General features: G+C 69.1%; 18 protein-coding genes and 2 pseudogenes. 14 read left to right on the plus strand and 6 right to left on the minus strand.

Features of this window, described 5'->3' with window-relative positions:
- The first annotated feature begins 61 nt into the window (after positions 1-61).
- Entirely contained in the window at positions 62-5,653 is a 5,592-nt protein-coding gene (locus U5N23_RS13055; protein ID WP_322593244.1) for an alkaline phosphatase D family protein, read from the plus strand.
- Positions 5,654-5,721: 68 nt separating this feature from the next.
- On the opposite strand, the gene U5N23_RS13060 is transcribed toward U5N23_RS13055, so the two are convergent.
- The 6 genes and pseudogenes from U5N23_RS13060 to U5N23_RS13085 all read right to left on the minus strand — a co-directional run bounded on the left by U5N23_RS13060 (position 5,722) and on the right by U5N23_RS13085 (position 8,362).
- Positions 5,722-6,060 (minus strand): hypothetical protein, encoded by a 339-nt coding sequence (locus U5N23_RS13060; RefSeq protein ID WP_322593245.1) that lies wholly within the window; start codon positions 6,058-6,060, stop codon positions 5,722-5,724.
- A complete protein-coding gene (locus U5N23_RS13065; RefSeq protein WP_322593246.1) occupies positions 6,060-6,455 on the minus strand; it encodes a phage holin family protein in 396 nt (131 codons plus the stop codon). Before U5N23_RS13065 ends, U5N23_RS13060 begins: the two co-directional genes overlap by 1 nt.
- Before the next feature lie 65 nt (positions 6,456-6,520).
- Positions 6,521-6,826, minus strand: a complete 306-nt coding sequence (locus U5N23_RS13070; protein WP_322593247.1) for a DUF883 family protein — start codon at positions 6,824-6,826, stop codon at positions 6,521-6,523.
- Positions 6,827-6,984: 158 nt separating this feature from the next.
- Positions 6,985-7,179 (minus strand): annotated as a pseudogene (locus U5N23_RS13075) (FAD-dependent oxidoreductase); the annotation flags it as partial.
- A gap of 5 nt (positions 7,180-7,184) precedes the next feature.
- Positions 7,185-7,319 (minus strand): annotated as a pseudogene (locus tag U5N23_RS13080) (FAD-dependent oxidoreductase); the annotation flags it as partial.
- A complete protein-coding gene (locus U5N23_RS13085) occupies positions 7,316-8,362 on the minus strand; it encodes a histone deacetylase family protein (protein ID WP_322593249.1) in 1,047 nt (348 codons plus the stop codon). The pseudogene U5N23_RS13080 and the gene U5N23_RS13085, both read right to left, overlap by 4 nt.
- Positions 8,363-8,702: 340 nt before the next feature.
- On the opposite strand from U5N23_RS13085, the gene atzF reads away from it, so the two are divergent.
- From atzF to U5N23_RS13150, 13 genes are all read left to right on the plus strand, one after another.
- On the plus strand, positions 8,703-10,445 hold the full coding sequence (atzF, locus tag U5N23_RS13090) for an allophanate hydrolase (protein WP_322593250.1): 1,743 nt from the start codon (positions 8,703-8,705) through the stop codon (positions 10,443-10,445).
- Positions 10,446-10,496: 51 nt separating this feature from the next.
- Positions 10,497-11,516, plus strand: coding sequence for an ABC transporter substrate-binding protein (locus U5N23_RS13095; RefSeq protein ID WP_322593251.1), 1,020 nt, complete (start codon positions 10,497-10,499; stop codon positions 11,514-11,516).
- A gap of 11 nt (positions 11,517-11,527) precedes the next feature.
- Entirely contained in the window at positions 11,528-12,358 is an 831-nt protein-coding gene (locus U5N23_RS13100) for an ABC transporter permease (RefSeq protein WP_322593252.1), read from the plus strand.
- Positions 12,355-13,176, plus strand: a complete 822-nt coding sequence (locus U5N23_RS13105; protein WP_322593253.1) for an ABC transporter ATP-binding protein — start codon at positions 12,355-12,357, stop codon at positions 13,174-13,176. Before U5N23_RS13100 ends, U5N23_RS13105 begins: the two co-directional genes overlap by 4 nt.
- The gene (locus U5N23_RS13110; protein ID WP_322593254.1) at positions 13,173-13,382 is read left to right on the plus strand and encodes a DUF4089 domain-containing protein; all 210 of its coding nucleotides are present in this window, start codon (positions 13,173-13,175) and stop codon (positions 13,380-13,382) included. Before U5N23_RS13105 ends, U5N23_RS13110 begins: the two co-directional genes overlap by 4 nt.
- The gene (locus U5N23_RS13115; protein WP_322593255.1) at positions 13,379-14,797 is read left to right on the plus strand and encodes an AtzE family amidohydrolase; all 1,419 of its coding nucleotides are present in this window, start codon (positions 13,379-13,381) and stop codon (positions 14,795-14,797) included. Before U5N23_RS13110 ends, U5N23_RS13115 begins: the two co-directional genes overlap by 4 nt.
- 13 nt (positions 14,798-14,810) lie before the next feature.
- On the plus strand, positions 14,811-15,191 hold the full coding sequence (hpxZ, locus tag U5N23_RS13120; protein WP_322593256.1) for an oxalurate catabolism protein HpxZ: 381 nt from the start codon (positions 14,811-14,813) through the stop codon (positions 15,189-15,191).
- Between the two features lie 66 nt (positions 15,192-15,257).
- On the plus strand, positions 15,258-16,379 hold the full coding sequence (locus tag U5N23_RS13125; protein WP_322593257.1) for a BMP family ABC transporter substrate-binding protein: 1,122 nt from the start codon (positions 15,258-15,260) through the stop codon (positions 16,377-16,379).
- Positions 16,380-16,392: 13 nt separating this feature from the next.
- Complete coding sequence (locus U5N23_RS13130; RefSeq protein ID WP_322593258.1) at positions 16,393-17,481, plus strand: ABC transporter permease; 1,089 nt, start codon at positions 16,393-16,395, stop codon at positions 17,479-17,481.
- Positions 17,478-18,398, plus strand: coding sequence for an ABC transporter permease (locus tag U5N23_RS13135; RefSeq protein ID WP_322593259.1), 921 nt, complete (start codon positions 17,478-17,480; stop codon positions 18,396-18,398). Before U5N23_RS13130 ends, U5N23_RS13135 begins: the two co-directional genes overlap by 4 nt.
- Positions 18,399-18,419: 21 nt before the next feature.
- Positions 18,420-19,121: an isochorismatase family cysteine hydrolase gene (locus U5N23_RS13140; RefSeq protein ID WP_322593260.1), complete on the plus strand. Its 702-nt coding sequence runs from the start codon at positions 18,420-18,422 to the stop codon at positions 19,119-19,121.
- Between the two features lie 17 nt (positions 19,122-19,138).
- Positions 19,139-20,749 (plus strand): ABC transporter ATP-binding protein, encoded by a 1,611-nt coding sequence (locus U5N23_RS13145; protein WP_322593261.1) that lies wholly within the window; start codon positions 19,139-19,141, stop codon positions 20,747-20,749.
- Entirely contained in the window at positions 20,746-21,432 is a 687-nt protein-coding gene (locus tag U5N23_RS13150; protein ID WP_322593262.1) for a cysteine hydrolase, read from the plus strand. The genes U5N23_RS13145 and U5N23_RS13150 overlap by 4 nt, the downstream gene beginning before the upstream one ends.
- Positions 21,433-21,442 lie beyond the last annotated feature (10 nt).

A 21,442-nucleotide genomic window follows, 5' to 3' on the forward strand; every position in this document is an offset into this window, starting at 1 on the left:
GGGCGGTAGAAAATGCATGTAAACAATTGTTACTCAAAACCGAGCTCCACGGAAAGGCACCATGGCGATCCATTCTCGCTGGTCAGAGTCGATCGAGGCGATGCTGCAGGCCCATCCCGCCCCCCACTGCGACGTTCTTGTTGTGGGTTCAGGCTATGGAGGCAGTTTCGCAGCGCGCGAACTGGCCGGCCCGGGCGTGCAAACCTGGGTCGTCGAGCGCGGCAGGGAATATGCCCTGGGCGAGTTTCCCGAGGACATCGGCCATCTGCCCGGCCACCTGCGGGTGCAGCGCGGGGCCAGTGGAAAGGCCCTGGGCAACGCCCAGGCGCTCCTCAACGTGCAGAACTTCGACGAAGTAGCGGTGCTCACCGGCAGCGGCCTGGGCGGTGGCTCACTGATCAACGCCGGCGTGGCCTTCAAACCAGCGGCCAGCACGTTCGACCAGGAACACTGGCCCAGCGTGTACCGGCACGGCGGTGCACGGCACACCGCCCTGGTGCATGCGCTCGACGAAGTCGTTGCGGCGCTCGAGGCCGCCCCCCTGGAGCGCGCGGCGGAGCTGCCCAAGTTCCAGGCGCTTTCGCGCCTTGCGGGTGCGCTGCAGGCCGGTCGCGCCCAGCCGGTCGATTTGACCATCTCCAGCACCAAAAAGACCAACGCCCACGGGGTGGAGATGGAGGCCTGCGTGCGCTGCGGGAACTGCTTCACCGGCTGCAACATCGGCGCCAAGGGCTCGCTGGCCACCAACCTCATTCCGGCTGCGCACAGCCGGGGCGCGCGCTTCTTCGTGGGCGCAACTGCCTTGCGGGTGGAGCCTCTCGCGGCGTCCGCACTGAGCGCGAACGGGCGCAGCCTGCGCTGGCGCGTGCACATGCGGTGCACTGCGGGGGGGCGCAACACATCGCCCACCGAGTTCACCATCGACGCGCACACCGTCATCCTCAGCGCGGGCAGCCTGGGCAGCACCGAACTGCTGCTGCGCTCCTTTGCGTTGCCGCGCTCGGGAACCCTCGGCTGCGCCTTTTCCACCAATGGCGACGTGGTGGCCATGGGCTGGCGCCAGGACCAGGTGGTCAATGCCGTCTCGGCCCCGCAAGCCGGCAGCACGGCCCCCAGCCGTGACGTCGGCCCGACGATCTGCGCCACGCTGCGCGTGCCACTGGAGGTGGATGGTGTGCAGCAGGAGATCCTGGTCCAGGATGGCGCCATCCCCTCCGCGCTCGCCCAGGCCACCAGCACCCTGGGCCACACGCTGGCGACCCTGCACCGCTATGTGCGCGACGTGGATGCGCGGTTTCCCGGCACCGCCGACCCCCTGGCACTTCCCCCCGGTGCGGCGCGGCACGCGCAATTGCTGCTGGCCATGGGCCAGGATGCATCGAACGGAAGGATCTCGCTGCGCCCAAGCTCCGACGCCAGCCCCGGGGCCCCGGACACCCTGGAACTCGATGTGCGCTGGCCCAGCACTGGCAAGACCGCGACCGCAGGTCGCGCCGCGTACTACCAGGCCGTGCACCGCGCCCTTCACCGGGCACATGCGGCCGGCGGTTTCGATGGGGGCGATTACCTGCCCAATCCCTTGTGGCACCCGGCGCCCGATGGCTTTTCGGACATCATCGCGGGCGGCCAGCCGGAAAAATCGGTCACCGTGCACCCGCTGGGCGGCTGCCCCATGGGCGACGACGGAGCGCAGGGGGTGGTCGACTGGCGCGGCGCGGTGTTCAAGGGCCCGGGGCGCGAGGTGCATGCGGGCCTGCACGTGCTGGACGGAGCCATCGTGCCACGCGCGCTGGGCGTCAATCCCTTCGTCACGATTTCCGCCCTGTCACTACTAGCCGCCCGGGACATCGCCAGCGAACTGGCACGGCCGGACCTGGGCAGCACGGCACCTGGGGCACTTGCGGCACCTCGCCCCGCGCCGCAAGCACAGCCCCGCGTGGCGGATGCCGCGCCGACCGGCGCCGACGGCGCAGTGCGGTTTCGCATCCACGAGCACCTGCTCGGCGGCACCGAGCCAGGCCACCTGCCCGACTGGGTTCGGCCGCTCCTGTCCCGGCACGACCCCGCGCTGACTCCCGCAGCGGCCATGCAGCCGCGCGCGTTCATCGCGGCCGTCGAGGTCGCGGTGGACCTGCAGCAATGGCTGGCCGACCCGTCGACCCGGTGGGATGCCACGTTGGCGATCTACGCCAACCCCCTTCCCGGCTGGCCATCGATCCACTCCGACGCCTTGAAGGGCGAACCCCTGCTGCGCGGCTCGGGACAGGTGTCCTTGCTGGCGCTCGATCGCGCCAGCCGGCTGCGCAGGATCTGGCGCTGGGTGCTCGCAGTCGCCGCATACCGCAAGCGCAGGCCTGGCGGAATCATGCAGAACTTCACCTCCGGCTGGCGCAAGAAGGCGCTGGCGTTCATCCGCGCGGGCTGGCTGCATACCGACTACCGCACGCTCGATTACCGCTTCACCCTGGCGCAACCGGGCCATGCGCCGGGCGAAGCCCTGGAGATCATCGCCCAGGGCCGCAAGCTGCTGGCCTACCGCGATGGCGCGCGCACCCTGTGGGAAGCGCTCACGCTGCTGGACCTCGAACTGCGGCACAAGGACAGCGCCCCCTGGAAGATCGCGCTGCGCGTCGATCTTGCGGACCTGGTGAGCCGGTTGCGGCTGCAGATCCGCGAGGCATCGAGCACGCCGGCCTCCATCGTCGCGCTGGCATCGTTCGCCTCGGTGTGGCTGCGCGCGGTGATGCAGACGCACTTCTGGTCGCTGCGCGGCCTGGACTACGGCAAGTACACGCGCCCCGCCCTGCCAGCGCATCCGCCCTTGGAAACCGCGGAGGGCATCGCAGTCTGGCCAGAGACCGAGGTGCTCAAAGCGCCACGCCGCCATGGAGCACCGGAACAGATCGACCTGCAGCTGACGGTCTACCGCCCAGCCCGCAGCGCGCGCCATGTCCTCTTCATCCATGGGCTGGCCCACGGCAGCGGCGTGTACGCGACGGACACCGTGGACACCAACATGGCCGGCCACTTCCTGCGCGAGGGCTATACCGTCTGGCTGCTGGACAACCGCATGTCCAACCGCCTGGGCCATGCGCGCGATGCGCACACCATGGACGACATTGCGCACAACGACATTCCCGCCGCCATCGACCGCGTCTATGCGCAGGCGGGTAGCCAGGCCATCGACGTCTTTGCGCACTGCGTGGGCGCGGGCGCCTTCGCCATGGCGGCGCTGCAGGCGCGCTTTGACACTGCCAAGGTGCGCGCGGCCATCATCCATGCCGTGCACCCCTGGGTGGTGCCGTCCGTGTCCAACCGGTTCTCGGGGGCGCTGGCCGCGCTCTACCGCAACCTGCTGACGGGCCGCGAGCTGATCGACCCCCTCCTTCCGGCCAACCCCGGCCCGGCCGACGAACTGCTGGACCGCTTCGCGGCGACCCTGGCCTGGTCGGACGAGGAACGCAGCCTGCACGAAGCGCACCGCGAATCGCCGGGCGCAGGCTGCGCCATCTGCAACCGCATGACCGCCTTCTACGGGCGCGAATGGGTGCATGCCAACCTGGACCCGCGCACGCACGCGCGGTTGGGCGAGCTCGTGGGCGTGGCCGGCGTCGAGGTGTTCCGCCAGCTGTACTTCATCGTGCTGCGCGAGCGGCTGACCAACCGCGAGGGCGAGAACTGCTACCTGCTGGAAGGCAACTTCCTCAGGAACTGGCACTTTCCCACGCTGTTCGTGCATGGCCTCGACAACCAGGTGTTCGATCCGCGCGGAGCGGCGCGCAGTTGGAACCGGCTGCGCCGGGTCTTCGCGCACCAGCGTGGGCGGGTGGTGCGCACCTTCATCCGCCAAGGCTACGGGCACATGGATTTCCTGTTCGGAAAGAACGCCCACCAGGACATCTATCCCCACCTCACCCGCTTTCTCGGCAATCCCGCCGCGTTCGAGGACATCGCCGACGGCTGCCACATCGACCCCGACCTGCCGCGCCCGGACAGCCAGTCCAGCGACACCGACCTGGCCGACCGGGACTTCATCGCGCCCATCCGGCCACTGACTGGCCCCATGCTGCAGACCGAGTGGCACGGGCAAGGGGCAACACGCCGGCGCCGGCTGGTGATCTGGGTGGAACAGTACTTCGACACCACCAGCACGCCGATGCCGCCCGAGGTCCGCATCGGCGGCGCGCTGTGCGCTGCGGTCGAGGTGACGGCATTCCCCGGCGTGCTGGCGCCCGAAGCCCCGTCGGCCCAGACCAGCCCCCCACCCACCGGCCAGGGCTACTACTGGACCTGCGTACTCGAGGAAAGCCAGACGCTGCGTTTTGCCGATCTGCCGCCGATCAGCCTGATACTGCGCTGCCGTCCCCAGGAGTCGGGCACGGCCCGGCCGATGGAGGCTGATGGCCCGCTGCCGGGCCCGGCACCCAACGCATCGCTGCCCGTCGTTCTCGACCTGGCGGTGCTGCCCTGGTGGCAGCAATGGACCGCCGACGAGCAGGCGCGCCCCAGCGTGAGCTTCCTCGCCAGCTCCTGCCGCTGGCCCGGCATGGCCTTCGAGCGCCGCGCGATCGATGCGCTGGCCGGCGACATGGAGCAGCACATCGACCATGCCACCGCCCCCGTGCAGGCCCTGCTGCTGCTGGGCGACCAGATCTATGCCGATGCCACGGCCAATATCGCCGAGACCACGGAACGCGATGAACGCGGCGCCCAGCGCTACCGCGAGAGCTGGGGCAGCGCCGCAACGCGCCAGCTGTTTTCACGCCTGCCCGTCTGGCTGGTGGTGGACGACCATGAGTTCGACGACAACCTCGATGGGGCGGCCCATGCCACGGCAGACTCCCTGCACGGGCAGCGTTTCTTCAGCGGCTTCCTGGCGGCTGCGGCCTACCAGTCGCGCTTTCACCGCAGGCAGGAGCAGCCCAGGCTGTCCATGACCCCGCAGGGATGGAAGGTGGAGCACGGCCTGTGGCACACCTTCGAGGTGGGAGGGATCCCCGCATTCGCCGCCGATACGCGCACCGAGCGCACACCGCGCACGCTGCGCAACTGGAGGGAAGTGCCCATCATGGACGAAGCACAGATGCAGGCCATCGAAGCCTGGCTGCTGGCCCACCCCAAGGGGCCCAAGCTGCTGTGCAGCGGCAGCGTGTTCGCACTGCCGGAAAACCGCTTCGTTGCCGAGCCGGCGACCTGCATCGCGGCGGACAACTGGCTGGGCTACCCGGCCAGCTGGCGCAGGCTGGTGCGGTTCATTGTCGACAACGACATCGAGGGGCTCATCTTTGTGGCCGGGGACTACCACCTGAGCGCCTTGGTCGAGCTTGAACTCAGCAGCCAGGGCAAATCAGCGAAGGCGCTCAATCTCGTGTGCTCGGCATGGAACGCCAGCCTGCCCTTCGCCAACGCCCAACCGTCCGATTTCACCTTCGACGAACCGGTGCGCGCACCAGGCAGCGATGCAGATGCAGCCGTGGCGTCGACTGCGCGCTTCGCGTCTGCCGCCCTGCGGCAGTTCTCCAAGATCACGGTCACCCAGGACCCTGGGGATCGCGCTGCGGCAACGGTTGCCATGGATATCTACGAAGCCGGCAATGTCCTCACCAAGGAACTGCGGACACGGCTCCAGTTCGCACACGCGCCCCAGGCTTAGTGCGGCCAAGCGCCGCACGTGGGCCGCACGTACAACCCGCCCCCTTCCAGGCCAGGGGCTGGGGCCCCTCAGGTCCGTCGCGCGAGGAAGGGACGCAACCGGGTAATGAGCGGCATGGCCAGCCCCACCCAACGGACCAGGCGGCGCGGCCCAGCCACCAGGGCCACGCCCGCCAGGGCAGCCACCGCCACCGGGTGCTGTTTGGCAAACGCCGCAGCGCGCACTGCAAACGGCTCGTCCGGCGATGCCTGCTGGGCCGACTGGGCCAGCGCCAGCGACTGGGCCCGGGCAAGGCGCCGCGCACGGATGCGCTCGCGTTGCTTGGCAATGCGATCGAGCACGCGCTGTTGCTCGGCCGTGGCCTCGGGAACAAATGCGGGGGTCGATGCTTGGTTGTCGGCAGCCATCACAGGCGCTCCTTGATGTCGCGCCAATCCTGGGCCAGTTCCTTGCGGGTCAGTGCAAAGCCGTTGCCGGCCCGCTTGGCCACGGAAACGAGGCTGAGCAGCGTGCCACCCCAGCCCAGCAACCAGGCACCCGCCACGAGCCAGCCCACCAGCACGCGGTGTTCGGTATCCCAGAAATGCACCAGCACCGCCATGGACAGCATGATGAGCGCCACCACCGTGAGCCCGCCGAGCAGGATGGTCAGCACCAGCAGTTGCTGCAGGCGCTGCTTCTGGTCCCGCCATTCCAGGCGGGCCAGGTCCATCCGGTCTTCGGCTGCAATGGCCCCTTCTATGACATTCGCGCGCCAGCGCGCCAGCAGCGCATCCAGGCCCAGAAGAGCAAGCCAGTTCATCAGTGTCCTTGGGTTCTACGGAATAAAAGCAAGCGGTGCGGTCAGCGATTCAGGGCACAGGCCCTTCAGCGGCGGGCCAGCAGAAAGCCGACCAGTGCGCCGACGGCCAGCGCTGCGCTGGCCACGCGCCAGGGTTCGTCATGCGCATAGCGGTCGGCGGCCAGGGCAGCGTCCTTGGCCTGGCGGGCGGCGTCCTGGGCAGCGCGCACCGCAGCTTCGCGGGCAGTGTGCAGGCCGTCATCCAGCTTCTGGCGCAGGAGCTTGATGTCAGGCACGGAATCGAGGTCCTTGCTGGCCAGCAGGCCACGCAGGTCGGTCACGAGTTTTTCCAGGTCGGCCTGGGTCGTGGAGAGGGATTCGGAAACGCTCATACAGCAAACCTTTCTGCTTAGACATTGAAAAACACACCCCATGGGTTGCCTGTGGCTCCCACTCATGCAGCGCTCATTGTCATCTTAGCGGACACACCGCCAAAAACCTTGTAGGACTTGGACGCAATGGCTTACGACTGGCATGGAGTTGACACGCATCACAGCGCTGCCACCTGCGCGCCGATGGCCAGGGCGCTGGTCAACCCCGGTGACTCGATGCCGAACAGGTTCACCAGACCCGGCACACCATGCACCGCCGGCCCCTGCACCACGAAGTCGGCCGCAGGCCCGCCCGGCGCGCTGATCTTGGGGCGCATGCCGGCATAGCCCGGATCCAGCGCACCATCCTTCAGGCGCAGGCGCTGGTGCCGGTGCCGATGGCATCGGCCGCCTCCAGCACCATCACCTCGCGCCCCTGCAAGGCCAGCGCACGGGCCACCGCCAGGCCCACCACGCCGGCGCCCACCACCACGCAGTCAACCGCTTCACTCACCGCGCAGCCGCCTGGTCGAAGCCGTCGAGCACGTTCACGGCGTTGTTGCCCAGCTCCGCCGCCGCATAGCCGCCTTCCAGCACGAACACCGTGGGCAGCCCCAGCGCGGCCAGGCGCTCGCCCAGGCGCGTGAAGTCCGAGGTCTTGAGCGCGAACTTCGAAATCGGGTCGTCCTCGAAAGCATCGAGCCCGAGCGAGACCACCAGCGTGTCCGCCCGGTACTGCGCGATGCGCACGCAGGCCTGCTCCAGTGCGGCGAACCACCCATCCGCCGTGGTGCCTGCGGGCAGCGGCAGGTTGAGGTTGAAGCCTGTGCCCTCGCCTGCGCCGGTTTCGTCGGCATGGCCCAGGTAGAACGGGTACTCGGTGCGTGGATCGCCATGCAGGCTGATGAACAGCACATCGGCCCGGTTATAGAAGATGCTCTGCGTGCCATTGCCGTGGTGGTAGTCCACGTCCAGCAGCGCCACGCGCCCAGACCCGTGGTTGCGCAGCCACTGGGCCGCCACGGCGGCGTTGTTGACAAAGCAGTAGCCGCCCATGAAGTCGGGCCCTGCATGGTGGCCCGGCGGGCGCGTGCAGCAGAACGCGGCCCGTGCGCCCTGGGCCACGCGGGCTGCGGCGCTGGCCACCGCGTCGGCCCCGGCCTTCACGGCCTCCCAGGTGCCCTCGGCCATGGGCGTGCCGTTGTCCATGGAGTACAGCCCCAGTTTCGCCACGAAGTTGTCCGGCTCCACATCGCTGCGCAGGCTGCGCACCGGCCACACCGAGGGAAAGGGCTGCACTGCGGCGTTGGCCGGATCGAGCGCCAGCCACTGCTGCCAGGCCGTCTGCAGAAAGGCCAGGTAGCGCGGCGCATGGACCTGGGCCAGCACCGGCGTGCTGTCCACGTCGGGCACCAGCAGCCCATGGCCGCGCTCGATCAGCGCGTCTTCAACGTACTGGGCGCGCACCGGTTTTTCAAAGCACGGCACGCGCTCGCCACGGTAGAACTCATGGACCGGCGCGTGCCGGTGGTGCAAGGGGTTGTGGAAGGCAATCATGCGGCGTGGACGGGGGAGGCGGGGAAATGGTTCACGCCGGCTTTCATCGGTGCATCGCACCCGGGCCGGCAGGGCTCACCACTTTAGCGCGTCCCGCACCGCGCCACGGGCAGTTCCTGCACCAGACAGCGGCAGGAACAGGAGCGGCAGGCAGGCCCCGCCGCCCACCCGCAGGACCGGCGAAGCAGCCCGCCACAGGACGCGCAACCCGTTGCCACTGCGGGCAAAGGCCCATCCGTCCTCCGCCCACGCATGGCAGGACTCCATGCGTTCGGGCTCACCCACCGCTCCTGGCACAGCACTTGCATCTCACCTTGTATCCAAGATTGAATTCTTCAAAATGGTGCAAGCAACAAACTCCCTGGTGGCCGACTTCCTCCCTGTAGCGGACAGTTCGCCGCCCCCCGCCCTGGCCGAGCAGGCCTGGCTGGTGCGCTGCGAGCCCGCCATTGCAGGCCAGCCTGGCGGCCCGCTCAGCGGCCTGCGCTTTGCCGTCAAGGACAACATCGACGTGGCGGGCCACCCCACCTCGGCCGCCTGCCCTGCCTTTGCCTACACGGCCACGGCCCATGCCGCCGTGGTGCAAAGGCTGCTCGATGCCGGTGCGACTCTGGTGGGCAAGACCAACCTGGACCAGTTCGCCTGCGGGCTCAACGGCACGCGCTCGCCGCACGGCGCCGTTCCCAATGCGCTGGACCCGGCCTATGTGTCGGGCGGCTCCAGCTCGGGCTCGGCCTATGTGGTGGCCACCGGGCAGGTGGATTTCGCGCTGGGCACCGACACCGCCGGCTCGGGCCGCGTGCCGGCCGGGCTGAACAACATCGTGGGCATCAAGCCAACCAAGGGCCTGGTGAGCGCCCGCGGCGTGGTGCCGGCGGCGCAAAGCGCCGACTGTGTCTCCATCTTCGCGCGCACGGTGGACATCGCGGCCCGGGTGCTGCAGGCGGCACAGGGCCATGACGCGCACGACCCCTATGGGCGGCAGCTCACCCTGGCCGCCGAGCCCTTGCCCGCGAGCTTCCGTTTCGGCGTGCCCGATGTGCTCGCGTTCTTTGGCGATGCAGCGGCCGAGGCCGCATTCGCCGAGGCGGTGTCCCGGCTGAAGACACTGGGCGGCACGCCGGTGGCCATCCCCTACGCGCCACTGGCCCAGGCTGCGGCCCTGCTTTACGAAAGCGCCCTGGTCGCCGAGCGCTATGCCGCCGTGCGCGGCTTCTTCGACGCACATGAAGACCAGGTGGTGGAGCCGGTGCGCAGCATCCTGGCCAGTGGGCGCAGCTACAGCGCGGCCGACCTGTGCGATGCACAGACAAGGCTGCGCGCCCTGGGCCAGCAGGTGGCCCCCATGTGGCAGGGCCCCGAGGCCATCGACGTGCTGCTGGTGCCCACGGCCCCCACGCACTACACCATTGCCGCCATGCAGGCCGACCCGGTGGTGCTCAACCGCAACCTGGGGGCCTACACCAACTTCGTCAACCTGTTGGACTATGCCGCCATCTCGGTGCCCAGCAGCCTGCGCGCCGATGGCCTGCCCTTCGGCATCACCCTCATCGGCCCCTGTGGCAGCGACTGGCAGTTGGCCGACCTGGGCCAACGCTACCACCACGCCACCGGCCTGCCCCAGGCCGCCGGCAGCACGCCCTTGCCCGCGCCCCAACCCATCGCCGGGCTGAAGGCGCCCGCCACAGTCAGGGTCGCGGTGGTCGGTGCCCACCTGAGCGGCATGCCGCTCAACGGCCAGCTCACCGAGCGCGGCGCCACGCTGGAGCTGGCGACCGAGACGGCCCCCGACTACCAGCTCTACGCCCTGCCCGGCACCGTGCCGCCCAAACCCGGCCTGCTGCGCGTGGCGCCGGGCCAGGGCACGCGCATCGCCGTCGAGGTGTGGCGCATGCCCGCCGCGCACTACGGCAGCTTCGTCGCGCTGATCCCGCAGCCGCTGGGCATCGGCACGCTCACCCTGGCCGACGGCAGCAGCGTGCAGGGCTTCATCTGCGAGCCGCTGGCGCTGGCCGGTGCGCGCGACATCAGCAGCTTTGGCGGCTGGCGGGCGTACATCGCATCCCTCCGGGCCGACAACTGACCCATGCCCATTCCATCCCCTCACCTTTCAACCTTGCTGCAGGAGCCTGCCATGACATCCCACAGTTCCACCCCTTCCACCGGCACCTCCGCCGGTACGTCGCGCCGCCGCGTCCTCACGGCTTCGGCCGCCACGCTGGGCATGCTCGCAGCCCCTGCCTTGGTGCGCGCCCAGGCCGGCCCCAAGATCCGCATCGGCTTCTGGCCCGTGGCGGCCGGGCTGCCCTTCTTCGCGGCGGTGGAGAAAGGCTACTTCAAGGAAGCCGGGCTGGAGGTGGAGCCGCTCAAGTTCGCCGGCGCCCAGCAGGTGATGGAGGCCATGCTGTCGGGGCGCTCCGACGGCAGCTCCAACGGCACCGGCTCGGCCAACCTGGCCATCGGCGAGATCGCCCAGCCCGGCCTGTTCAAGATCTTCGCGACGAACCCGAGCAACGCCAAGTTCGTGCTCGACCAGTTCATCACCGGCAAGGACAGCGCCATCAAGACCATGGCCGACCTCAAGGGCAAGAAGATCGCCTCGGGCCCCGGCATCCAGAACATGACCTTGTGCAAGACCATGCTCGAGCGTGCCGGTGCCACCGGCGCCACCGTGACCGAGCTGCCCATCGGCCAGCACATCGCCTCCATCGTCGCCGGCCAGGTGGACGCCTGCTACACACTGGAGCCCACGGGCACCATCGGCCGCATGAACGGCACCACGCGCATCATCGAATCGGGCGTGGTCGCCAAATACATCCTGGGCGACGCGATGGCGCCCTGGCATGGCGGCGCGGCCAGCCTGACCAGCGAATTCATCAAGAAGAACCCCGAGGTGGCGAAGAAATTCATCGCCGCCTACGCCCGCGGCATCGAGCTGGTGCGCACCAAGCCCGAGGAGGCCCGGCAGTTCATGAAGGGCTACACCGCCATCGAAGGCGCGCTCACGGCCGAGGTGCCACTGGCCTCGTACATGCTGCACAACGAGTTCAAGCCCAGCGACCTGGCGTACTTCCAGAAGTTCTACGACCTGTTCACCGAAAAAGGCATCTTCGAGAAGAAGGTCGTGGTCGACAGCCTGATCTACAAGGCCTGAGGGGGCGCGCCATGGCCGAAACCACCTCCACCACCGCCGGCGCCTGGTCGCCGCCCGCGGGCAAGCCGGCATCCGCCGCGCCCAGGAAACCCGCCTGGGACAAGCTGCTGCCCTTCGTCGGCCCCCTGGCCTTGTTCATCCTCTGGGACCTGGTGGTGCGGCTGGGCTTCATCAAGCCCATCCTGCTGCCGCCGCCCGGAGCCACCGTGCTCACCCTGGTCACCGGCCTGGCCGGCGGACCGCTGCTGCTCGACTTTGCCGTGACCGTCTGGCGCACGGTGCAGGCCTTTTTGATCGCGGCCGTGATCGGCGTGCCGCTCGGTGTGCTGCTGGGCAGCAACGAGCGCGCCTACCGCAGCGTGGAGTTTCTGATCGACTTCTTCCGCTCCACGCCTTCGTCGGCATTGATCCCGCTGTTCCTGTTGATCTTCGGCGTGTCGGACGTGAACAAGGTGGCCATCGCCGCGTTCGGCGCCTTCCTGATCGTGATCTTCAACAGCGCCTACGGCGTGATCAATGCCCGCAAGCAGCGCGTGATGGCGGCGCGGGTCATGGGGGCGTCGCGCTGGCAGATCTTCAAGGACGTGCTGATCTGGGAGAGCCTGCAGCCCACCTTCGTCGGCCTGCGCTCGGCCGTGTCGATGGCGCTGGTCATCGTGATCGTGGCCGAGATGTTCATCGGCTCCGACAACGGGCTGGGCCACCGCATCATCGACGCGCAGCAGGTGCTCAACGTCAAGAGCATGTACGCCGCCATCCTGGCTGCAGGCGCCCTGGGCTATGCCCTCAACATCCTGTTCCTCGTCGCCGAACGCAGGATCGTTCACTGGAGCGGCCGATGAACACCGTCGTCAATGGCGCCGTGTATGCCGATGTACCCCAGCGTGTCTTCACGCCCGGCCCGGCAGGCACGCACATCACCATCCGCGGCCTGACCAAGTACTTCGCTGGCTGGCCGCTGTACGAGGACTTCGACCTCGATATCCCCAAGCACAAGATCGTCTCGGTGTTCGGCCCCAACGGCTGCGGCAAGAGCACGCTGATCAACATGATCGCCGGCCTCGTGCCCATCGACAGCGGCGAGATCCTGTTCGACGGCAAGAGCCTCAAGGACACCAAGATCGGCTACGTCTTCCAGAACTACCGCGAAGCGATGTTCCCGTGGATGCGCACCATCGACAACATCGCCTACCCGCTCAAGCTCGAAGGCAAGAGCAAGGCCGAGGTGGACCGCCGCATGGCCGAGCTGGTGGCCTCGTTCGACGTGAAGTTCGATCTGAACCGCTACCCCTACGAGCTCTCGGGCGGGCAGCAGCAGACCGCCTCCATCATGCGCGCGCTGGCACCCAACCCGGAGGTGCTGTTCCTCGACGAGCCGTTCTCGGCGCTCGACTTCGAGATGACGCTGTTCATCCGCGAGAAGCTGCAGGAGGTGTTCATGCAGACCGGCACCACCATGCTGCTGGTCTCGCACGACCTCGAAGAAGCCGTCTACCTGGCCGACGAGGTGCTGCTGCTGACCAAGCGCCCCACCCGCGTGGCCGAAATCCTGCACTACGCGGACGCGCGCCCGCGCACGCTGGCCACGCTCAGCGAGCCGAGCTTCGTGGCGATGAAGAAGCTCAGCCTGGAGATCTTCCAGCGCGAGGTGCGCCGATGAACGCCGCCGAACTCGAGCGCTACACGGACGCCGCTGCCCAGGCCGTCGGCCTGCCCATCGCGGCCGAGCACCGAGCGGCCGTGCTCGGCTACCTGGCGCTGGCCAGCGGCTTTGCCGACACCGTCAACGCCGTGCCGCTGGACGCGACGGACGAGCCCGCCATGGCCTTCGTTCCGGTGCTGCCGGCCGGGGGAGGCCGCCCATGACGGCGCCCTGGTGGCAACAGGATGCAGCCGGCATGGCACAGGCCGTGGCGGCGCGCGACGTGGCGGCCACGGCACTGGTGACGGCCTGCCTGGACCGCATCGAGCACACCGATGCCCGCGTCAACGCCTTCACCGCGGTACTGCGGGCACGGGCCCTGGCGCGTGCCGCCCGCATCGATGCCGGGCTGGCTGCGGGGACGCAGGTCGCCCTGCCCCTGCTGGGCGTGCCCTTTGCCGTGAAGAACCTGTTCGACGTGGCGGGCCTCACCACGCTGGCCGGCTCGAAGCTCGAGCGTGAGCGCCCTCCCCCCCGGGCCGATGCCCTGCTGGTGCAGCGCCTGGAGGCTGCGGGCGCCATTCTGGTGGGTGCGCTCAACATGGACGAGTACGCCTACGGTTTCACCACCGAGAACAGCCACGAAGGCGCCTGCCACAACCCGCACGACCTGGCCCGCATCGCCGGCGGCTCTTCGGGCGGCTCCGGTGCGGCCGTGGCTGCGGGCCAGGTGCCCATCACGCTCGGGTCGGACACCAATGGCTCGATCCGCGTGCCGTCTTCGCTGTGCGGCGTGTTCGGCCTCAAGCCCACCTTCGGGCGGCTGCCGCGCACGGGCAGTTTCCCCTTCATCTCCAGCCTGGACCACCTGGGCCCCATGGCGCGCAGCGTGCGCGACCTGGCGCTGGCCTATGACGCCATGCAGGGCCCCGAGGCTGCAACTGCGCACACCGATGCCGGCTGCGCGCAGCGGCCTGCCGAGCCGGTGGCCCGCGACCTGGGCCAGGGCGTCGCCGGCCTGCGCATCGGCGTGCTGGGCGGATACTTTGCCGACAACGCCCTGCCTGAGGCGCGCGCCGCCGTGGCCCGGGTGGCACAGGCGCTGGGCGCCGAAGTTGAGCCGGTGGAGTTGCCGCTGGTGGAGGCGGGGCGCGCAGCGGCCTTCCTCATCACCAATGCGGAGGCCGGAGCCCTGCACCTCGACAACCTGCGCACGCGCGCAGCCGACTTCGAGCCCCTGTCGCGCGACCGCTTCCTGGCCGGCGCGCTGATCCCTGCCGCCTGGGTGGCACGCGCCCAGCGCGTGCGCAGCCGATATGCCCATGCCGCCGCCCAGGTGCTTTCGCGCTACGACCTGCTGCTGGCCCCCGCCACGCCCTGCGCGGCCACACCCATCGGCACCGAACGCCTCGACCTGAACGGGCGCGACCTGCCGCTGCGCCCCAACATGGGCCTGCTGACCCAGCCCCTCTCGTGCATCGGCCTGCCCGTGTGCTCCGTGCCGGTCTGGGGCGCCCACCCGACCTTGCCCATCGGCGTGCAGCTCATCGCCGCGCCCTGGCGCGAAGACCGCGTGCTGCGCGCCGCCGCCGTGCTGGAGGCTGCAGGCATCTGCCAGGCCCCTGTCGCCTCCCTGTGAAAACCACCTGCCCATGGCCTACACCATCAACCAGCCCGACGTGCTTGCCGAAGTGCAGGCCGTATTCGCCCGCTACGAGGACGCACTGGTGAACAACCACGTCGAGGTGCTCGACGAGCTGTTCTGGGACAGCCCCCACACCCTGCGCTACGGCGCCACCGAAAACCTGTACGGCTACGCGCAGATCCAGGCGTTTCGCGCCGGGCGCCCCGCACAGGGCCTGCAGCGGCGCCTGCTCAAGACGGTGATCACCACCTATGGCCGCGACTTCGCCACCGCCAACGTCGAGTTCCAGCGCGAGGGCAGCAGCCGCACCGGCCGCCAGAGCCAGACCTGGCTGCGCACCGAAACCGGCTGGCGCGTGGTGGCAGCCCACGTAAGCCTGCTGGATTGACCCCAGCTCTGTTCTCTCTTGAAACCCACCCCTGCCGAAAGGACCGCCATGAAACACGAGAAACCCATGTCCCGCCTTGCCCACCTGAACCGCCGCGAATCCCTCCAAGCCCTTGCGGCGCTGGGCGCTGCCGGCAGCCTGGGAGGCTGGGCAATACAAGCCAACGCGCAGGCCCCGCTCACCGTGGGCGTGATCTACGTCGGTCCGCGCGACGACTATGGCTACAACCAGGCCCATGCCCAGGCTGCGGCCGAACTCAAGAAGATGCCCGGCGTGAAAGTGGTGGAAGAGGAGAACGTGCCCGAGACCGCCGCCGTGCAGAAGACCATGACCGGCATGATCGCGCAGGACGGCGCCAAGCTGCTCTTCCCCACCTCGTTCGGCTACTTCGACCCGCACCTGCTGGCGCTGGCCGCCAAGTACCCCGACGTGCGCTTTTCGCACTGCGGCGGCATGTGGACGGAGGGCAAGCACCCCAAGAATGCGGGCAGCTTCTTCGGCTACATCGACGAGTGCCAGTTCCTCAACGGCGTGGTGGCCGGCCACATGAGCAAGAGCGGCAAGATCGCCTTCATTGCCGCCAAGCCGATTCCGCAGGTGCTGCGCAACATCAATGCCTTCACGCTGGGCGCGCGCTCGGTCAAGCCGGGCATCACCTGCAGCGTGATCTTCACGGGCGAGTGGTCCATGGCCGTCAAGGAGGCCGAGGCCACCAACAGCCTGGCCGACCAGGGCTGCGACGTGTTCACCATGCACGTGGACGGGCCCAAGGTCATCGTCGAGACCGCTGCCAAGCGCGGCAAGATGGTCTGCGGCTACCACGCCAGCCAGGCCAAGCTGGCGCCCCAGGCCTACCTGACGGGGGCCGAGTGGAACTGGCTCACGGCCTATACCACCATCATCGAGGCGGCCCGCACCGGCAAGCCGCACCCCAACTTCCTGCGCGGGGGCTTGAAGGAAGGCTTCGTGAAGATGTCCGCCTACGGTCCGGCTGTGAGCGATGCGGCCAAAAAACAGGCAGACGACACCAAGGCCAAGATGATCGCGGGCGGCTTCGACATCTTCAAGGGCCCGCTCAAGAACAACAAGGGCAAGGAGGTCATCGCCAGCGGCAAGTCGTTCAAGCAGACCGACCTGGAACTGGAAAAGATGGACTACCTGGTCGAAGGCGTCCTCGGCTCTTTCTAGGCAAGGGACTGCCATGCACTCGGCCGCCAAGGACGTTCTCTTGCCCGTCGCCGCCATCGCGCTGGCGCTGCTGCTGTTCGGCGGCTTTGTCGCCTTCGCGGGGGTGAACCCACTGGACATGTGGCTCACGCTGTTCAAGGGGGCGTTCGGCGACTGGTTCTCGTGGCAGAACACCCTGCAGCGCTCTGCGCCGCTGATGCTCACGGCCCTGTGCGTCGCCCTGCCCGCGCGGGCGGGGCTGACCATCATCGGCGGCGAGGGCGCGCTGGTGCTCGGCGGCCTGGCCGCTGCGGCGCTGCCCATGGCCGTGGCCCTGCCCGGCAATGCGGCGGGCACGGTGCTGGCCTGTGCCGCAGGCGCCATCGCCGGTGCCCTGTGGATCGTGCTCGCGGGCTGGCTGCGCCAATACCGCGGCATCAACGAGACCATCAGCAGTTTGCTGCTGTCGTACGTGGCGATCGGCCTGTTCAAGCATTTCGTCGAGGGGGCTCTGCGCGACCCGGCCAGCCTGAACAAGCCGGCCACGCCCAGCCTCGACCCGGGCCTGCTGATCGGCGGCATCGCCGGCTCGGACGTGCACTGGGGCCTGGTGCTGGGTGTGCTGGCCTGCGTGGCGCTGGGCCTGTGGCTGCACTTCACGGCCTCGGGCTTTTCGATCCGCGTGGTGGGCGGCAACCCGCGCGCCGCGCAGCTCGTGGGCCTGCCGGCCACCAGGCTGATCCTGGTGGCCTGCGCCCTCGGCGGCGCGGCGGCGGGCCTGGCCGGTGCCGTGGAGGTGGCGGCCGTGCACACCAACGCCAATGGCGCGTTGATCGCGGGCTACGGCTACGCGGGCATCCTCGTGGCCTTCATCGCGCGGCACAACCCGATCGCCATCATCCCGGTGGCCATCCTGTTCGGCGGCTTTGGCGCGGCCGGCAGCCTGCTGCAGCGCCGCCTGGGCCTGCCCGATGCCTCGGTGATGGTGCTGCAGGGCATTGCCTTCGTGCTGATCCTGGCCAGCGAGGCGCTGCGCGACGTGGACTGGCGGGCCCTGTGGGCCCAGCGGCGCAGCCGGCCCGCCGAGGCGACGACTCCAACCGCCCACGTGGAGCCCATATGACAATAGACCAATGGATTGCCCTGGTGGCCGGTATCGTGGGCGGGGCCCTGCGCGTGGGTGTGCCCTTCCTGTTCGTGAGTCTGGGCGAATGCCTGACCGAAAAGTCGGGCCGCATCAACCTCGGGCTGGAGGGCGTGCTGGTGCTCTCGGCCATGACCGCCTTCGGCGGCGCCTACCTCACCGGCTCACCGTGGCTGGGTGTGCTGGCCGGTGCCAGCGCAGGCGCCTTGCTGGCCACACTGCACGGCGTGCTGTGCTCGCTGCCGCGCGTGAACGACGTGGCCACCGGCATCGCGTTGATGCTGCTGGGCACGGGCCTGGCCTTCTACCTGGGCAAGCCGCTGATCCAGCCACAGGCCCCGCAGATTCCGGCGCTGGCGCTGGGCGGCTGGAGCGACTCGCCGGTGGTGCAGTCGGCCCTGCAGGTCAACGCCCTGCTGCCGCTGGGCATCGTGCTGGCCGTGGTCCTCTGGTGGGCCTTTGCGCGCACGCGCTGGGGCCTGCTGGTGCGGCTGGCCGGCGACTCGGCCAACGCCACGCGCGCGCTCGGCTATTCGGTGTCCGGCATCCGCATCGCGGCCACGGCGGCGGGCGGCTTCATCGCCGGGCTGGGCGGCGCCTCGCTCACCCTGTTCTACCCGGGCAGCTGGAACGAGGGCATCTCCAGCGGCCAGGGCCTGATCGCCGTGGCGCTGGTGATCTTCGCACGCTGGAACCCGCTGCGTTGCATGGTCGCCGCCATGCTCTTCGGCGGTGCCGGCGCCATCGGCCCGGCGCTGCAGTCGGTGGGCGTGGGCTGGGGCTACCACCTGTTCAACACCGTGCCCTATGTGCTGACCCTGCTGATCCTGGTTGTGACCTGCAAGCCCGGCAGCGTGGCCGCTGGCAGCCCGGGCGAACTCTCTTCCAGCAAATAACCCTCCGAAGGAACCGCCCGCGTGACCACCCCCACCACCCGCCATGTCCAGGCCAACCCCTATGCCTGGCCTTACAACGGCGACCTGCGCCCGGACAACACCGCGCTGGTCGTGATCGACATGCAGACCGACTTCTGCGGCATCGGCGGCTATGTGGACGTGATGGGCTACGACATCGGCCTTACACGCGCGCCCATCGCCCCCCTGCAGAGGCTGCTTCCGGCCCTGCGCGCGCAGGGCTTTCGCGTCATCCACACGCGCGAAGGGCACCGGCCTGATCTCGCCGACCTGCCGGCGAACAAGCGCTGGCGCTCGCGCCAGATTGGCAAGGACGGTCTGGGCATCGGCGACTTCGGGCCGTGCGGGCGCATCCTGGTGCGCGGCGAGCCGGGCTGGGAGCTGATCCCGGAACTCGCGCCACTGCCTGGCGAGGTGGTGATCGACAAGCCCGGCAAGGGCTCGTTCTACGCCACCGACCTGGACATGGTGCTCGGCCTCGGTGGCGTGCAGAACCTCATCCTCGCGGGCATCACCACCGATGTCTGCGTACACACCACCATGCGCGAGGCCAATGACCGCGGCTACGAATGCCTGCTGCTGTCCGACTGCACGGCCGCCACCGACCCGGCCAACCACCAGGCCGCATTGAACATGGTGACCATGCAGGGCGGCGTGTTCGGCGCACATGCCCCATCCGAAGCACTGCTGGCGGCCCTGCATTGACCTGGAGAAGAACCGCCATGTCCGACCCGCAACCCGACCACCCCATCGGTGCCTTGCCCCCCGGCACTGGCGCCCTCGCGCTGGAGACCTGGAACCTGACCAAGCGCTTTGGCAGCTTCACCGCCATGGACCGCGTGAACATGCGCGTGGAGCCCGGCAGCGTACACGCGCTGCTGGGCGAGAACGGCGCCGGCAAGAGCACGCTGGTCAAATGCGTGGCGGGTTTCCAGAGGGCCGAGGAAGGCGCCATCCTGCTGGACGGGCGCGAGCAGTCCATCGCCAACCCCATCGTCGCGCGCAGCCTGGGCATCGGCATGGTCTACCAGCACTTCACGCTGGCGCCGGGCATGACGGTGGCCGAGAACCTGCTGCTGGCCGGCGGCCAGACCCCGGCCCTGATCGACTGGCGCGCCCAGCGCGCCGAACTGCATGCCTTTCTGGCCACCACGCCGTTCCAGCTGGACCTGGATGCACGGCCGTCGGAGCTGGCCGCCGGTGAAAAGCAGAAGCTCGAATTGCTCAAGCAGCTGTACCTGCGCCCGCGCCTGTTGATCCTGGACGAACCCACCTCGGTGCTGACCCCGCAGGAGGCCGACGAGGTGCTGGGCCATGTGCGCGCCATTGCGCGCAGCGGCCAGTGCAGCGTGGTCATCATCACCCACAAGTTCCGCGAGGTGATGGCCTATGCCGATGCGGTGACGGTGCTGCGCCGCGGCCAGGCCGTGCACCACGGCCGCGTGACCGACACCGGCCCGCAGGCGCTGGCCCAGGCCATGATGGGAGACAGCGCCGCGCCACAGGACGCTCCCGTGCCAAGGGCGGCGTCGGCAGCGAATGAACCCGTGCCGCCCGGCGAGGTGGCGCTGCAGGTGGAAGGCCTGCAGGCCCCGGGTGACCGTGGCACGCTGGCACTGCACGGGTTGAGCCTGGCCGTGCGCAAGGGCGAGGTGCTGGGCGTGGCCGGCGTTTCGGGCAACGGCCAGCGCGAGCTGGTCGAGGCGCTGGTGGGCCAGCGCCAGCGCCTGGCGGGCCGGGTGCAGGTGATGGGCCGGGAGTACACGGCCACCCGCGCGCAGAACCGGGAGCTCAAGGTGCGCAGCCTGCCCGAAGAGCCGCTGCGCAATGCCTGCGTGGGCGACCTCTCGGTGGCCGAGAACATGGCCCTGCGCGACTTCGACCAGCCGCCGCTGTCCACGGGCGGCATGCTGCGCTTTTCGACCTGGCGCAGCCGGGCGCGCGAGTGGATCGCCGGCTACGGCGTCAAGACCCAGGGTGAAGGCGCGCCCATCCGCAGCCTGTCGGGCGGCAACGTGCAGCGCGCGGTGCTGGCGCGCGAGCTGGCGGGCGAGATCAACGTGCTGATCGCGGCCAACCCGGTGTTCGGCCTGGATTTTGCCGCCGTGGCCGAGATCCACAGCCGCATCCTCGGTGTGCGCGAGCGCGGCGGTGCCGTGCTGCTGATCAGCGAAGACCTGGACGAGCTGCTGGAGCTGGCAGACCGCATCGTCGTCATGAGCGAAGGCCGCATCGTCCACGAAACACCGGCCGCCATCGCCGAGCGCCATGTGCTGGGCGCCTACATGGGCGGCGGGCACGATCACACCGCACACGAGGGGGCCACCGCATGAGCCTGACAACCATCCACGCGAACCCTTTCGACTACTCCTTCGCGCTGGCACACACCGCGCTGGTCATCATCGACATGCAGCGCGACTTCATCGAGCCCGGCGGCTTCGGCGAGACCCTGGGCAACGACGTGTCCCTGCTCGAAGCCATCGTGCCGGCCTGCCAGGCCGTGCTGAGCGCCTGGCGCGCCGCCGGCGGCCTGGTGGTGCACACGCGCGAATCGCACCGACCGGACCTGTCCGACTGCCCGCCCGCCAAGCGCCTGCGCGGCAATCCGCAGCTGCGCATCGGTGACGCGGGGCCCATGGGCCGCATCCTGGTCGCGGGCGAGCCGGGCAACCAGATCATTCCAGCCCTTGCGCCGGTGGACGGCGAGATCGTGGTCGACAAGCCCGGCAAGGGCATGTTCTACGCCACCGGGCTGCACGAAACCCTGCAGGCGCGCGGCATCACCCACCTGGTCTTCATGGGCGTGACCACCGAGGTCTGCGTGCAGACCAGCATGCGCGAGGCCAATGACCGCGGCTATGATGGCCTGCTGCTCGAAGACTGCACCGAGAGTTACTTCCCCCATTTCAAGGCGGCCGCCATCGAGATGCTGCGCGCCCAGGGCGCCATCGTCGGCTGGACCGCCCCATCGGCCGCGCTGCTGTCGGCATTGGCCGACGCGTTGCTGACCCCGTAATTGCTAAAGT

Origin of the sequence: Acidovorax sp. (assembly GCF_034519795.1) — a bacterium.
In the GTDB taxonomy this organism is placed as follows: Bacteria; Pseudomonadota; Gammaproteobacteria; order Burkholderiales; family Burkholderiaceae_C; genus Acidovorax.

What these genes read in the sequence shown, in the direction of transcription:
- U5N23_RS13130 (WP_322593258.1), top strand. Translation starts at nt 16,393, where the DNA reads ATGCACTCGGCCGCCAAGGACGTTCTCTTGCCCGTCGCCGCCATCGCG.
- U5N23_RS13060 (WP_322593245.1), bottom strand. Translation starts at nt 6,060, where the DNA reads ATGGCTGCCGACAACCAAGCATCGACCCCCGCATTTGTTCCCGAGGCC.
- U5N23_RS13055 (WP_322593244.1), top strand. Translation starts at nt 62, where the DNA reads ATGGCGATCCATTCTCGCTGGTCAGAGTCGATCGAGGCGATGCTGCAG.
- U5N23_RS13145 (WP_322593261.1), top strand. Translation starts at nt 19,139, where the DNA reads ATGTCCGACCCGCAACCCGACCACCCCATCGGTGCCTTGCCCCCCGGC.
- U5N23_RS13110 (WP_322593254.1), top strand. Translation starts at nt 13,173, where the DNA reads ATGAACGCCGCCGAACTCGAGCGCTACACGGACGCCGCTGCCCAGGCC.
- U5N23_RS13150 (WP_322593262.1), top strand. Translation starts at nt 20,746, where the DNA reads ATGAGCCTGACAACCATCCACGCGAACCCTTTCGACTACTCCTTCGCG.
- hpxZ (WP_322593256.1), top strand. Translation starts at nt 14,811, where the DNA reads ATGGCCTACACCATCAACCAGCCCGACGTGCTTGCCGAAGTGCAGGCC.
- U5N23_RS13105 (WP_322593253.1), top strand. Translation starts at nt 12,355, where the DNA reads ATGAACACCGTCGTCAATGGCGCCGTGTATGCCGATGTACCCCAGCGT.
- U5N23_RS13100 (WP_322593252.1), top strand. Translation starts at nt 11,528, where the DNA reads ATGGCCGAAACCACCTCCACCACCGCCGGCGCCTGGTCGCCGCCCGCG.
- U5N23_RS13125 (WP_322593257.1), top strand. Translation starts at nt 15,258, where the DNA reads ATGTCCCGCCTTGCCCACCTGAACCGCCGCGAATCCCTCCAAGCCCTT.
- U5N23_RS13115 (WP_322593255.1), top strand. Translation starts at nt 13,379, where the DNA reads ATGACGGCGCCCTGGTGGCAACAGGATGCAGCCGGCATGGCACAGGCC.
- U5N23_RS13095 (WP_322593251.1), top strand. Translation starts at nt 10,497, where the DNA reads ATGACATCCCACAGTTCCACCCCTTCCACCGGCACCTCCGCCGGTACG.
- U5N23_RS13065 (WP_322593246.1), bottom strand. Translation starts at nt 6,455, where the DNA reads ATGAACTGGCTTGCTCTTCTGGGCCTGGATGCGCTGCTGGCGCGCTGG.
- U5N23_RS13135 (WP_322593259.1), top strand. Translation starts at nt 17,478, where the DNA reads ATGACAATAGACCAATGGATTGCCCTGGTGGCCGGTATCGTGGGCGGG.
- atzF (WP_322593250.1), top strand. Translation starts at nt 8,703, where the DNA reads ATGGTGCAAGCAACAAACTCCCTGGTGGCCGACTTCCTCCCTGTAGCG.
- U5N23_RS13070 (WP_322593247.1), bottom strand. Translation starts at nt 6,826, where the DNA reads ATGAGCGTTTCCGAATCCCTCTCCACGACCCAGGCCGACCTGGAAAAA.
- U5N23_RS13085 (WP_322593249.1), bottom strand. Translation starts at nt 8,362, where the DNA reads ATGATTGCCTTCCACAACCCCTTGCACCACCGGCACGCGCCGGTCCAT.